Genomic DNA, 13,132 nt, shown 5'->3' with positions numbered 1-13,132 from the left:
CTGGCAAAAGGCCGCCGCGCCCGGTCGGCCTACATCTGCCGCATGACCCCGCTTCCCCCAATCGCCATTCCGGTTTAGATGGCGGACCATGGCTTCTATACCCACTTCCCGACTTGAACAGGTCATCGACCGGTTTGACGAAGTCGAGGCCCGTATGGGCTCGACCACAGACAGCGACGAGATCGTTGCGCTCTCGCGTGAGCATTCTGAACTGCGCCCCGTCGCCGAAAAGGCGCGTGCCCTCATAGAATTACAGTCAGAGCTGAAAGACGCCGAGACAATGATGAACGGCGCGGACAAGGAGATGGCCGAGCTCGCCTCGGAAGAATATTACGACATCAAGGAACGCCTGCCCGCACTGGAAAAAGAAGTCCAGCTTCTGCTCATCCCCAAGGATGTCGACGACAAGGCGAGCGTCGTTCTGGAAGTGCGCGCCGGCACGGGCGGCGACGAAGCGGCCCTGTTCGCAGGCGACCTTTTCCGGATGTATTCCCGCTACGCCCAGCTCGAAGGCTGGAAAGTGGATGTCGTCTCAATGTCTGAAGGCGACGTCGGCGGCTATAAGGAAGTGATCGCCAACATCGAAGGCGACGGCGTTTTCGGCCGTATGAAATGGGAAAGCGGCGTCCACCGCGTCCAGCGCGTGCCGGACACTGAAAGCGGCGGACGCATCCACACATCGGCCGCGACCGTTGCTGTGCTGCCCGCACCAGAGAATATCGAGATCGAGGTTCGCCAAGAAGATATCCGGATCGACACAATGCGCTCGTCCGGCGCCGGCGGCCAGCACGTCAACACGACCGACTCGGCCGTGCGGATCACTCACCTCCCCACCGGTATCGTGACGACGAGTTCGGAAAAGTCCCAGCACGTGAACCGCGAGAAGGCGATGGATCAGCTCAAGATCCGCCTCTATGAGCGTGAGCGCGCCGAAAAGGATGCGGCCCGCGCAGAAGCCCGTTCAGAACAGATCGGCTCGGGCGACCGCTCCCAGAAGGTCCGCACCTACAATTTTCCGGAAAACCGGGTCAGCGACCACCGCATCAATCTTACCCTCTACTCGCTCGACAAGGTCATTGCTGGCGACAAGCTGGACGAAGTCATCACGGCGCTGATTTCCGAGGATCAGGCACGCAAGCTGGCTGCGATGGACGAAGATGCATGACAAGGATAGCTACCGGGCTCATCTGAAGACGGCATCTGAGCGACTCGCAGGCGCTCGAATAGATCGGCCAGCGCGCGAAGCCCGCCACCTGATGCAACATGTTTGCGGCAAGGATGCCGCTGGCCTCATCGGCATCGAAAACGATCCAATGCCGGCAGACCAGCGAGGCCGTTTCTTCGCGCTTGTTGAACGCCGCGCAACTGGCGAGCCTTACGAGCATCTGACCAATGAAGCCTGGTTCTACGGCCTCGCCTTTCACTGCACGTCCGACACGCTCATCCCGCGTCTCGACAGCGAAGTTGTAGTTGATGAGGCGCTGGCACGTTTGCCTTTGGGCCGGGACGTGAAGGTCGCTGATCTTGGCACCGGCACGGGCTGTCTGCTGATAACATTGCTCGCCAATCATCCTGGCCTTCAGGGCGTCGGCATTGAACAATCAGCGCCAGCCGCCGCTATTGCCACTCGAAACCTTGCCATGCACAACCTTTCCGATCGGGGCCACATCGAGACGATGAGCTGGTCGGACTGGGCCGGCTGGGCCGAGATGGACCTCATTATCTCCAATCCGCCCTACATCCGCACAGATGTCATCGACACGCTCGATGAAAGCGTGCGGGCGTTCGAGCCCCATGTCGCGCTCGACGGGGGCGCGAGCGGACTTGAGGCTTATCAAAGCATAATTGATCTTGCCGCAGAGCAGATGAAGCCGGACGCATGGCTTGTCTTCGAGATCGGCTTTGACCAGCGCGAAGCTGTAATGGCGCTTCTAGATCGCGCGGGGTTTAACTCGATCAGCTGTCGTCAGGATAGCGGTCAGAGAGACCGCGTCGTCTGCGCCAGGCGCTGATCCGCAGTCAGGGGCTTGGCGAACCTGCAAATGCACGCTACAGCAGTTATCGGGCAGGCGGCTCTACATATTCAGAGCCCCGCCGGGAGCAAGCGAAACATCACCGAGTTATTCCCAGCCGGGATGAGACGCAAAGGGTCTGATACAACGGACACAATGGGATCAGGAATCTAGCGTATGCAACGCAAGCGCGGACGCGGCCGCCGTTCAGGCAGCAACAATAACAACAACAATCCGAACCGGCACTATGAAAGCACCGGACCGGATGTGAAAATCCGGGGATCTGCCCAGCAGATTCTGGACAAATACCAGCAATATGCGCGCGACGCCCTGACAGCGGGTGATCGGGTCAAGGCTGAGGCCCATTTCCAGCATGCTGAGCACTATGCTCGCATCGTGGCCAGCTTCCAGAAAGACAAGAATCAGAACCGCAATGACGACAATTCGTCAGACGACGATGACAACAATAATTCGTCGAACGATGACAATAATGAGTCGTCGAACCGGTCTGACAATGACAGCCAGGAGTCTTCCAACAACTCCCGGAAGGACAGTGAGAAGAAAGAGCGCGAGAAAAAGCCTCGCGCCACGTCCTCACGCAGCCGCAAGCCGAAAACTGAAGACGACCCGATGAAGGTCATCGACGCCGAGCAGAGCGACGACAGCAAAAAGGCTGACGACAAGAAAACCGAAGAAAAGCCTAAGCGCCGCACCTATCGCAAGAAGACCGACGCTGCCGCCAGCGCCGATACGGATGGCGTGATGTCGACCTTGTCGCGCGGCCGCCCTGAAGCTTCAAGCGACGATTCATCGAGCGAGAAAAGCCCGGCTGAAGCTGCGGAATAAGATCAGCCGTACGATCAGACTTGATCTCAAGGCTAACAAAAAGGGCGCGACCAGCTGGTTGCGCCCTTTTTTCTTTTGTGCGGATCGCGCCGCTTGAAACCTAGGCGGCTACTCGGCGGCGACCGTCCGCTTCTGCTTGTCGAACGTTGACCAGACGCCATCGTCGCCATGCCAGTCACCGGACGTTGCACCCTTGGAATACTCTGTCGCGCGCGCTTCGAAGAAGTTGGCATGCTCGACGCCGTTCAGAATCTCGGTCAGCCACGGGATCGGGTGTTTGTCGACACCGTAGATCGGGTCGAGCTTCAGTTGCCCCATGCGCCAGTCAGCGATGTAGCGGATATAATTCTTGATGTCCTGCGGGGTCATCCCCTGCACTTCGCCGGCCTCGAAGGCGAGATCAATGAACTTGTCTTCGAGCTTCACCACGGTCTGACAGCAATCGGCGATGTCGTCCTTCACTGACTTGGTCAGTGCGCCGGTCTCTTCAGCGAAGGTGTGAAACATCTTCATCATGCCTTCGCAGTGCAGCGACTCATCGCGCACGGACCAGGACACGATCTGCCCCATCCCCTTCATCTTGTTGAAGCGCGGAAAGTTCATCAGCATCGCGAAGGAGGCAAACAGCTGAAGGCCTTCGGTGAAGCCGCCGAAAACAGCCATGCTGGTCAGAATATCCTTGTCCGACCCAACGCCGAACTGGCCGAGATAGTCGTGCTTGGCGGCCATCTCCTCATATTCCATGAAGGCGCCAAACTCACTGTCCGGCATGCCGATCGTCTCCAAAAGCAGCGCGTAGGCTGCAATGTGGACCGTCTCCATGTTCGAAAACGCCGCCAGCATCATGCGCACTTCAACCGGCTTGAAGAGCGGCATGTAGTTTTCCATGTAGTTGGCGCCGACTTCGACGTCAGACTGCGTGAAGAAGCGGAAAATCTGCGTCAGCAGATTACGCTCCTTGTCGGTCAACTTGTTCGACCAATCCTTGCAATCCTCGCCCAGCGGCACTTCTTCCGGCAGCCAGTGCACCTGTTGCTGGATTTTCCAGAAGTCATACGCCCACGGATACCGGAAAGGCTTATAAGCCTTGCTTGGCTTGAGAAGACCTGGAATTTGAATGATACCGTCTGCCATTGGTCGCGCCTTTCCCTGTCATCAGCACCACATATAGTGCCAAAATGGGTAAAGATGCGCAAGATATATCCGCTGATGAGACTTGCATTTCCACAGGCTGAGCCAGCCCTGTGGACAGGATTACACCAAATAAAGGCGCACAGCCGCCAAGCAGGCAGACCCGCTACGGCTCAATCCATATTATCTGGAATGCCTTAGCGGCGAATCGTGAAGCTGACGCCCGCAAAGTCTTCAGAGGCCTGCTGCCCGCGAAGGCCCCGCTCATTATATTCGACCTCGCGGTGAATATAGCTCAGCGAAAGCTGTCCGGCGCCGCGTGTGAAGGAAACACCGGCCTGCATGTCACCGACCGTGACCTGGTCACGAAGGGCCATGCTGTTTGTAAAGCTGCGGCCATCATCGGGTTCGTAAACCAGGGCCTCACCATCAGCAGCGGCGAAAAGATACCAGCTTTTGGCATCCACATCTTTACCGCGTTGATCGAAATTCTGGCCAATCCGGATTTCACCACCGAAGCTGCGCTGCGCAAACTCACCGTCTTCCTTGACGCTGACCCGAGGAACGACCCCCACATCAAAGCCAAGGCCCGTCTGCTCTGTCGATGCGGAGAATTCCATCTCGGCATCAAAGTCACGCACGGACCGAACAGGATTTGCGATATTCGCTGTGCGGCGACGGCGTTCAAAATCGACAATCGGTGCCGCGCCAGACATGCGCACGCTTCCGAGGGCTTCAGTCGTGCGATAATCAACACTCACAGGCCCGCGCGTGCGGGAGGTAAAAGGCTGCACGGCGATAGGCGGCGCGTTTGTCGTCTGTCCCTGCGACAATGAAAAAGAGGACTTCATATCGACGAGGGGCTCGGGCGCCTCTAATCTCGATGATATGATGTATTGGGTTTCTGATGTCGAAGAGGGCTCAACCGCAGGCGCTGGTGTGCACCCCTGGCAGCTAACAAACGTAAGCGCGGCGATTGATATAAGCATCCTTGCAATCAAACCCTTTTCTGGCTCGGCCCACACTCACGTCAGGCGATCGAGCGACCTAGAACTATCAAACTAACATGGATGCCTGGTATCTCCGAGTCCCTGAGCATCAATTCATGCCATGTTTGAATAATTATAATTCCTGTGTTGCAATACGGTTCCAGAATGCATGTAATCTCACCAAGATTGCGCCAGAATCGTAGCAATTTCGTGTCAAACATGCCCGCCACAGCAGCGGCCCTGTTCTGGCGCCTTGCGTCGTCACGCGTTTTTGTTATCTCGTAACAAAATGCGGTTTGTGAGATCTTCCATAGCCTTAAAGGCGCTGATTGCCGCTCTGTTCCTCTGGGTTCAGGGCGCAGCCCTGCTTGACGCTGCGGCCCATGGCGAACAGCCCCATGAGCACTATGGAATTTCGTGTGACCTGCATGCGGTCACGACGGAAGTCGCGCCGATCCCTGTCACACCGCAACTCCCGCTGCCTTTCCGCACGCGGATCGCCATTTCCCAGCCGGTTCTGGAGTTCCGCCCATGGTCGCAGCCACCCGGCCGCGCGCCGCCGCCGCGAAGTCCACCCATCCTTCAGCAATAGCGAACTTTAACGCCCGCCAACCGGACGGGCTGCCTCCTATTGATTGAAGGACTGACACCCATGTCACCGAAACCACTTCGCCGCGCATTTGCGGCAACTCTCCTGCTGAGCGCCTGCCCGCTCGCCTTCGCACAATCCGTCGACACTGCTTCTGAAACCGAAGCGCCTGAACGTCTGTCCACTGTCATCGTATCCGGCGTTGGCCCGCAACGCGAAACAGATGAAATGATCGGCAACGCCTCCGCCGTCACGCGCGAGGATATTGTACAGTCGCTGCAGGCCTCGCTCGGCAATACGCTGGACAACCAGCCCGGCGTTTCCACCACACACTTCGGCCAGGCCGCGAGCCGCCCGGTTCTTCGCGGTCTCGGCGCTGAACGGGTCCTTGTCCTGACGAATGGCATCGGCGTGATCGATGCCTCTGCAGCTTCCCCGGACCATCAGGTCGCGTCTGACGGCATTGATGCCGACAAGATCGAGATCCTTCGCGGACCAGCGGCCCTTGCCTATGGCGGCCAGGCGATTGGCGGCGTGGTCAATGTCATCGACGGCCTGATCGCCGAAGAGATCCCGGATGAGCCAATGTCCGGTGAAGCCTATGGGGCCTATAACAGCGTCAATGATGGCACTGAAGGCGCGGTGAAGGGCAAGTTTGTCGCCGGGCCGTTCGTTTTCTCCCTGTCGGCCTCGAAGCGTGATTTCGATAATTACGATATTCCAGGCTTCGCTGAATCCTCTCGCCTGCGGGCCCTGGAGGGTGAAGATCACCACGATGAAGAACATGACCACGAAGACGAGGACCATGAAGGCGAGGATGGTCATGACCACGAGCATGAAGAGGAAGAGATCCGCGACACGCTGGAAAACTCCTTCGCAGAGACTGAATCGCTTGCAGCTGGTTTCTCCTGGGTCGGCGACAATGCTTTTGCTGGCCTGGCGATTCGCCGACAGACCGCACTTTATGGCCTCCCCGGACACAGCCACGCGCACGGCGAAGAGCATGATCACGAAGGCGAGGATCATGACGAGCACGAGCATGAAGAAGGCGAGGAGGAGATGCCCTTCATCGACCTTGAGCAGACCCGTTATGATTTCCGCGCGGGCGCCGATATTGATGGCGGGCCGTTTACGAAGGTCGCCGCCAACATCTCCATCGCTGACTATGAACATATCGAGTTTGAGGCCCCCGGCGAACCCGGCACCCGCTATGTCAGTGACGGGGCAGAAGGCCGTGTCGAAGTCGGCACCCTGTTCGGCGAATGGGAAGGGGCCATCGGCTTCCAGACCCTCGACAAGTCGCTGAACGCCTTTGGCGATGAAGCCTTCATCACGAAGACCGACACGAAGTCTTCCGGCCTGTTTGCCTATCAGACCCGTGAGTGGGATGGCGGCTTTGGCGTGGAAGGCGGCCTGCGCTATGACGCGGTTGAGCTTCAGAACGCCACCTTCGGCAAACGCAACTTCGACCTCGTCTCCGGGTCTTTCGGCCTCCACCAGCATTGGGACAATGGCTGGTTCGTCGGCACCCAGCTCAGCGTGACGGAACGCGCGCCCACAGAAAGCGAACTCTTCGCCAATGGCGCACACCTCGCCACAAGCCAGTATGAAGTCGGCAATAGCTCGACCAAGAAGGAACGCGGCCTGAACCTCGAAGGCACCGTGCGCTGGCGCGGGGACAATGGCTTCGGCTTCGGTGCAAACCTCTTCCACGCAGACTTTGACGGTTTCATCTACCTGACGCCGGGCGAGACACTGGAAGGCGGCGCACTCGTGGATGAGGTCGATGGATTGCCGGTCTTCCTCTTCCAGCAAGAAGATGCCGGGTTCACCGGCGGCGAGATCTATGCCGACTATGAAGTGACCGATGGCCCGCTCGGCGCCGACTGGCGTGCGACGGCAAATGTCGACTTTGTGTCCGCCGAGCTTGATGATGGCGGCAACCTGCCGCTCATTCCGCCGGTCACGTTCAACGCCGCCCTTGATGGTGACTGGGGCCTCTGGAAAGCCGGGGCAAGCGTTACTGTTGCGGGCGATCAGGACGATCCAGCCGAAGGCGAACTTCCAACGGATGGCTACACCACGCTTGATCTGCGCGGCGCGTTCTCACTGGCAGATGCCGGCTTTGGCCGCGAAGGCACAGAACTGTTCATCGAGGCGCGCAACGTCACCGATGAAGAAGTTCGTTATGCAACATCTGTCCTGAAAGACACGGTTCCCGCCCCCGGACGCAATATCCGCGGCGGCATCAGGCTCGTCTTCTAGGCTTCGGCCCAATCACTCGGTCCCGGTACAACATGCCGGGACCGAGTTTCTTTTCGGTGTTTAGACGCTTTCCCAGAACGCCCTTATGTCCGCGCGTGGATCGTTTTCAACGCGGGTCTCATTATCAAAAATCATCGTCGCACGGGTTTCGCTGGTATAAGGCGACCACTCCGGCAATTGCGCATTGTTCGGGTCTCCCGTCGCGGCGAACGCCGCCCAGGCAGATGAAATCCGGTCCGCCATGAGAAGGCTCGCTTCATCGGTACCAGTCAGGCCACCCCGAACGCTGTTGAGGCTTAAGCCCACATCAATGCCATGCACCGCGCCATAACGCCCGCCATAGGCCGGGCTTGGCCATGTCCAGAGATACGTCCAGACCGGTGCGCCGCCCGCCTTGGCTTGCGCCGCCTTGCGTTCAGCTTGCGCAAACGCGCTCTTGCGGAAGGAAAGGTCGGTATCCATCCGGGCTTTCAGGAGGTACGGCGTCGCATCGGCATCTTCTGCGCGATAGAGCGCGACCGCCGCTTCCGCCTGATCGCCAGCGTGTTTCTCGGCATAGGCCAAGAGGCCCGCCTCATCGAGATCAAAGTCAATCATCCGATAGGTTCGCTCATCGAGCGCGGTCGAGATGATCATCGGCACGTCAGCAGAGACAGCCGGCGCATCCGGCGCAAAAGGATGGCGCGGGATCGCCGTTCCATCCACCACAGGGCCGAAGCTGCGCGGATACTCTCCCTTCGCGCGGTCGGCCGCTTCGAGTTTGGCCTGCGCCGCCAGCACCTTCTTGAACGGGGTCTCCTGCAGCTTGCGGACCTCACCCGGCGCAACGCCCAGTTCACGCATCAGATTCTCGGAAATCTCGGTCGCTGCTTCAGGCGTGGCCGATTCCAGCATAGAGCCGCTCATCACACCGGCCGCATGGAACAGCCCCTTCGCCGATGGCATGGCCAACAGATTGCTCGTCTTTGCGCCGCCGCCGGACTGGCCGTAGACCAGAACACGCGACGGATCTCCGCCAAACTGGGCCACATTCTCGCGGACCCATTCAAGCGCGGCGACGATGTCCATCATGCCCACGGCGCCGGACTGGGCGAAATCTTCATCGAATGAGGCAAGATGCGCAAAGCCGAACGCGCCAAGGCGATGGTTCACGGCAATCACGACACTGTCTGCAAAGCGCGCCATGCGCTCGCCGTCCATGCCAAAGGAGTTACCAGACCCGGCATAGAAACCGCCGCCATGCAGAACGACGATGACGGGCTTCTTTGCCTCCTTGTCGAGGCTCGGCGTCCAGAGGTTCAGCGACAGACAATCCTCGCCCTGCCCGGCAGGCTGGCGGTCAAACGCAATAAGATCGGCATAGTCGGACACGCGATTGCCGGGCATCTGCGGCGAGACATCGCTGAACGCTATGGCTTCGCGCACACCACCCCATGGCTCGACAGGTTGCGGCGGCATGAAGCGGTTCGCCCCACCTGTCGGCGCGCCGTAAGGCACGCCCTTGAAGCTCGATATACCACCTGAGCTTGCGCCCTGAAGTTTGCCCTGCGCGGTCTCAACAACGGGAAAGAGCGCACGGCGCGCCCAGGCCGGGCCGGCCAGGGCGCCTGCGCCCGCAATAGAGGCCGCTGACATCAGAAAAAACCGCCGGCTTGGCGTAAAAATCGACTTCATGTGTCTCGCTCCCATGCGACATCATTATAGTTAACTATATCGATAATCGAAGTTCGGGCACGGGGCAATCAGGTGGGATAAATTCCGGCGTGGCAGAGCCGAATGAGACTAGGCTTTCACGGCACTTCGCAGGGCTTCGGCCTGAGCAGCATCGCGCGCAAGCGCAGCCTCAAGCCCCGCCGGGTCTATATCGACATAGCGGATCGCTTTGTGAGAGCCCTTGGGCGGGCGGATCACCATCACCGTCTCGATGCAGCGATGGGCGATGAAATTCATGCCATCTATCGCCTGGTCTTCAGTCTCGATCGTATAGCCGCCTGCGGGCAGCTCCTCGTCCAGCTCATCGAGCTGAAACGGAAATTCGAAGGTGACCATCTTCTTGGAAATTCGGTTCGCCATAAAAAGCGCTTTCAAGAGGGCGCAAGACAGCCGATCTGGCCTGCACTGGATGCGGCCTGAACACTCCGCCCTTTTAATATGAGCATGCGGCTCACCGATTGTAAGTCACTCAAATTCCATTGGTTTTTGGGGCCGCTTTTGTTGAATGAATATAAGGCGCAAGAAAACGCATATGCCATCAAAAACGAAAACCCCGGCGCTTTGGGCACCGGGGCTGTTCAGTTTGAAAGGTCTCTAAAAGCCTATTGGCAGGCGAGACACTCATCATAATCGGTCTGTGGCATCTCCATACCCACGACCTTTTCCTTGTCCGCCGAGCCGGCAAAGCCAGCGCGCTGAACCGATTTGGAGCGGCAATAATAGAGCGACTTCAGGCCCTTTTCCCATGCCGTCCAGTGCAGCATGTGCAGGTCCCACTTATTGATGTCGGCCGGCAGGAAGACGTTGAGCGACTGGCTCTGGCAGATATATGGCGTGCGGTCTGCCGCCAATTCGATGATCCAGCGCTGGTCGAGCTCAAAGGCCGTCTTGAACACGGACTTCTCATGATCATCCAGGCATTCGAGATGCTGAACCGAGCCTTCATTCTCAAGGATCGTGTTCCACACCTCATCAGTGTTCTCACCCTTGGTCTCAAGCAGGCGCTCGAGCTCCTGGTTTTTCACGGTGAACGAACCTGACAGCGTCTTGTGCGTGTAGACATTGGCCGGGATCGGCTCGATGCCTGCTGAGGTGCCGCCGCAGATGATCGAGATCGATGCGGTTGGCGCAACGGCCATCTTGTGGCTGAAGCGGGCCATCATGCCTGCATCACGCGCGTCTTCACACGGTCCGCGCTCCTTGGCGAGCTTGACGGACGCTTTGTCTGCGCCGGCACGGATGTGCTTGAACATCTTCTCGTTCCAGACTTTCGACATCGCGCTTTCCATCGGCACGTTCATCGTCTGCAGGAAGGAGTGGAAGCCCATCAGGCCGAGACCGACAGAGCGCTCACGCTTGGCCGAATAGACCGCGCGGGCCATTTCGCTCGGCGCACGCTGGATGAAGTCTTCCAGCACATTGTCGAGGAAGCGGAAGATGTCCTCGATGAAGTTCTCATCCTTGGACCATTCGAGGAATTTCTCGGCATTGACCGAAGACAGGCAGCAAACGGCCGTACGGTCTTCGCCGTTCTGGTCGACGCCAGTTGGCAGCGTGATCTCGGAACAGAGGTTCGACTGGTGGACCTTGAGGCCGAGCTTGCGCTGGTGGGCCGGCATCGCATTGTTCACCGTGTCCGTGAACAGCAGGTAGGGCTCGCCGGTCTGGATGCGCAGTTCCAGGATCTTCTGCCAGAGCTTGCGGGCATTGATCGTGCGCAGCACTTCGCCAGATTTCGGCGAGCGAAGACCGAAATCGCCATCATTGCGGACCGCTTCCATGAACTCATCAGTGATGTTGATGCCATGGTGCAGGTTGAGGGACTTTCGGTTGAAGTCGCCCGACGCTTTGCGGATTTCGAGGAATTCCTCGATTTCAGGGTGATGAATGTCGAGATAGCAGGCAGCCGAGCCGCGGCGCAGCGAGCCTTGGCTGATCGCCAGCGTCAGGCTGTCCATAACGCGGATGAAAGGGATGATGCCGGAGGTCTGTCCGTTCTGGCCGACTTTCTCACCGATAGAGCGGACATGGCCCCAATAGGTGCCGATGCCACCACCGTTGGAGGCGAGCCAGACATTCTCCGTCCACGTCTCGACGATATCGTCCAGCGAATCACCGACCTGGTTGAGGAAGCAGGAGATCGGCAGGCCGCGATCTGCGCCGCCATTCGACAGGATGGGCGTCGCCGGCATGAACCAGAGCTTCGACATATAGTCATAGATGCGCTGGGCGTGGTCCTGATCGTCAGCGAAAGCCTTCGCGACACGGGCAAACATGCCCTGATAGGTTTCGCCCGTCAGAAGATACCGGTCTTCCAGCGTTTTCTTGCCAAATTCGGTCAGCAACGCATCGCGCGACGGATCGATGGTGATCTCCATATCGGAGACAACCTTGAGGTCCGGACGCATCTGCCCCTTGGGCTTGCCCCGGCGCAGGGATGCTTTTGTTTTGGTCGCAACATTACTCGCAGACATCGTCAAAACCTCTTTAATCAGCCCGTAAAATATAGGGATTATCTGTCTGAAGCGCCATATATGCGGTGCTTCAGCCCTCTCCCAACACTAGATATAGTGGTCTTAAGGTTAAGCCTTGGTCAATGGGGTCCAACCCTGTTTTCCACATCAAAGCGGTGGAAAGACGGTAAACAAATTCTTAACACGTCCGTCAGATGCCCACCACAATTGAGGTTCAGGCATTCGCAGGAAAATTCGTTACGTGTGCGGAAAGTTTTTGGCTGCGCATCACTTGCGCAGAGCCGACGCTCGTAAAGCCAGATTTGGTGTCTCGAACACGGGCAAAATTCGCCTGAGAAGCGAATCGTTAGCCATCATGGTAAACGACTCACCCAAAATTTGGCACGCGCGGAATGGTGAGGTCAGCATCACTCGAATCGACCGGCTCAAGGACACGCTGGGCGCCGTCGGTGGCCGCCCGACCATGGTGCCTGTCCAGCTGCGCGGAAAGACACCTCGCAAGCTCGTCTGCCGCGCTCCGATCCAGAAACGGTACGGGCAGCGTGCAAACCCCAGCCCGTACACACCAGACTGAAGCGGGCACCTCACGGGCAAGATTGCGGAGCTTCACCCGTTCAAGCAGCGCTCTCAGAGGCAACCAGAGCCACAACATCGGCGCATCAAAAGCCTTCGCTCGCAAGGCGTCAGCAATCCCAAGCTCAGAGACAAAGATGCTCGCGTCCGGGCTGAGTTTACAAACCATGCGGCCATCAACCTTCACGCCGTCGACATCAAGCAGAATCGTCTGATGCACCAGGCGCCCAAGGTCCGCAAAGGCGAGCATGGCGACAGACAGCGCCGCCAGCATCGCCACAATCAGCGCCCCAATTGAAACCCAGACGGTCAATTCATTCGCGCCGATGCGCCCAAGATCGAACCGGGAGAAGGCCAGGATGAAAACAACAAAGCAGATCGGCGGGAAGAGCAGGGTCGCGAGCGCCATGACACGCGTCCGGTCCATCACGCGCCGCCTCGCGGTGACGATGCAGATCCCCTTTTCGACGCGCACAATTTCTTTGCCCGACATGAAGTCTACCTTCTTCGCTCACATAGAAAGAGGCGCAGGATCGCCAG

11 protein-coding genes are annotated in these 13,132 nt (G+C 58.5%); 5 read left to right on the top strand and 6 right to left on the bottom strand.

Annotated features, from left to right (window positions below):
* Window positions 1–88 precede the first annotated feature (88 nt).
* The 3 genes from prfA (at window position 89) to B8783_RS15370 (ending at window position 2,858) form a co-directional block, all read left to right on the top strand.
* A complete protein-coding gene (prfA, locus tag B8783_RS15380; protein ID WP_084420963.1) occupies window positions 89–1,165 on the top strand; it encodes a peptide chain release factor 1 in 1,077 nt (358 codons plus the stop codon).
* Complete coding sequence (gene prmC / locus B8783_RS15375) at window positions 1,158–2,012, top strand: peptide chain release factor N(5)-glutamine methyltransferase (RefSeq protein WP_084420962.1); 855 nt, start codon at window positions 1,158–1,160, stop codon at window positions 2,010–2,012. The genes prfA and prmC overlap by 8 nt, the downstream gene beginning before the upstream one ends.
* A gap of 177 nt (window positions 2,013–2,189) precedes the next feature.
* On the top strand, window positions 2,190–2,858 hold the full coding sequence (locus B8783_RS15370; protein ID WP_084420961.1) for a DUF4167 domain-containing protein: 669 nt from the start codon (window positions 2,190–2,192) through the stop codon (window positions 2,856–2,858).
* Between the two features lie 108 nt (window positions 2,859–2,966).
* On the opposite strand, the gene B8783_RS15365 is transcribed toward B8783_RS15370, so the two are convergent.
* A complete protein-coding gene (locus B8783_RS15365) occupies window positions 2,967–3,992 on the bottom strand; it encodes a ribonucleotide-diphosphate reductase subunit beta (RefSeq protein ID WP_084420960.1) in 1,026 nt (341 codons plus the stop codon).
* 194 nt (window positions 3,993–4,186) lie between these two features.
* Window positions 4,187–4,750, bottom strand: coding sequence for a lipid A-modifier LpxR family protein (locus B8783_RS15360; protein ID WP_169711817.1), 564 nt, complete (start codon window positions 4,748–4,750; stop codon window positions 4,187–4,189).
* A gap of 526 nt (window positions 4,751–5,276) precedes the next feature.
* On the opposite strand from B8783_RS15360, the gene B8783_RS18395 reads away from it, so the two are divergent.
* Together B8783_RS18395 and B8783_RS15355 are read left to right on the top strand one after the other, a co-directional pair.
* Window positions 5,277–5,570, top strand: coding sequence for a hypothetical protein (locus tag B8783_RS18395; protein WP_139792392.1), 294 nt, complete (start codon window positions 5,277–5,279; stop codon window positions 5,568–5,570).
* Window positions 5,571–5,630: 60 nt separating this feature from the next.
* Window positions 5,631–7,832, top strand: coding sequence for a TonB-dependent receptor (locus tag B8783_RS15355; protein ID WP_084420958.1), 2,202 nt, complete (start codon window positions 5,631–5,633; stop codon window positions 7,830–7,832).
* A 60-nt stretch (window positions 7,833–7,892) separates the two neighbouring features.
* Here the strand turns inward: B8783_RS15355 and B8783_RS15350 are convergent, their stop codons facing one another.
* The 4 genes from B8783_RS15350 to B8783_RS15335 form a co-directional block, all read right to left on the bottom strand.
* Window positions 7,893–9,506, bottom strand: coding sequence for a carboxylesterase/lipase family protein (locus tag B8783_RS15350; RefSeq protein WP_084420957.1), 1,614 nt, complete (start codon window positions 9,504–9,506; stop codon window positions 7,893–7,895).
* Between the two features lie 108 nt (window positions 9,507–9,614).
* The gene (locus tag B8783_RS15345; RefSeq protein ID WP_084420956.1) at window positions 9,615–9,905 is read right to left on the bottom strand and encodes a hypothetical protein; all 291 of its coding nucleotides are present in this window, start codon (window positions 9,903–9,905) and stop codon (window positions 9,615–9,617) included.
* Window positions 9,906–10,147: 242 nt separating this feature from the next.
* Window positions 10,148–11,953 carry a ribonucleoside-diphosphate reductase subunit alpha gene (locus B8783_RS15340; protein WP_407646335.1) on the bottom strand — a complete coding sequence of 602 codons (1,806 nt, stop codon included), beginning with the start codon at window positions 11,951–11,953 and terminating at the stop codon, window positions 10,148–10,150.
* 433 nt (window positions 11,954–12,386) lie between these two features.
* Window positions 12,387–13,085 (bottom strand): hypothetical protein, encoded by a 699-nt coding sequence (locus B8783_RS15335; protein ID WP_084420955.1) that lies wholly within the window; start codon window positions 13,083–13,085, stop codon window positions 12,387–12,389.
* Window positions 13,086–13,132 lie beyond the last annotated feature (47 nt).

This window comes from Henriciella litoralis (assembly GCF_002088935.1).
Taxonomy (GTDB): Bacteria; Pseudomonadota; Alphaproteobacteria; order Caulobacterales; family Hyphomonadaceae; genus Henriciella; species Henriciella litoralis.
The sequence above is the reverse complement of the archived record's forward strand: the minus strand, read 5'-3'. Positions and strand labels throughout refer to the sequence as shown.

Bases quoted from the DNA above. Each gene is read 5' to 3' on its own strand.
- prfA (WP_084420963.1), top strand. From the start codon at position 89: ATGGCTTCTATACCCACTTCCCGACTTGAACAGGTCATCGACCGGTTT.
- prmC (WP_084420962.1), top strand. From the start codon at position 1,158: ATGCATGACAAGGATAGCTACCGGGCTCATCTGAAGACGGCATCTGAG.
- B8783_RS15370 (WP_084420961.1), top strand. From the start codon at position 2,190: ATGCAACGCAAGCGCGGACGCGGCCGCCGTTCAGGCAGCAACAATAAC.
- B8783_RS15365 (WP_084420960.1), bottom strand. From the start codon at position 3,992: ATGGCAGACGGTATCATTCAAATTCCAGGTCTTCTCAAGCCAAGCAAG.
- B8783_RS15355 (WP_084420958.1), top strand. From the start codon at position 5,631: ATGTCACCGAAACCACTTCGCCGCGCATTTGCGGCAACTCTCCTGCTG.
- B8783_RS15350 (WP_084420957.1), bottom strand. From the start codon at position 9,506: ATGAAGTCGATTTTTACGCCAAGCCGGCGGTTTTTTCTGATGTCAGCG.
- B8783_RS15345 (WP_084420956.1), bottom strand. From the start codon at position 9,905: ATGGCGAACCGAATTTCCAAGAAGATGGTCACCTTCGAATTTCCGTTT.
- B8783_RS15340 (WP_407646335.1), bottom strand. From the start codon at position 11,953: ATGCGTCCGGACCTCAAGGTTGTCTCCGATATGGAGATCACCATCGAT.
- B8783_RS15335 (WP_084420955.1), bottom strand. From the start codon at position 13,085: ATGTCGGGCAAAGAAATTGTGCGCGTCGAAAAGGGGATCTGCATCGTC.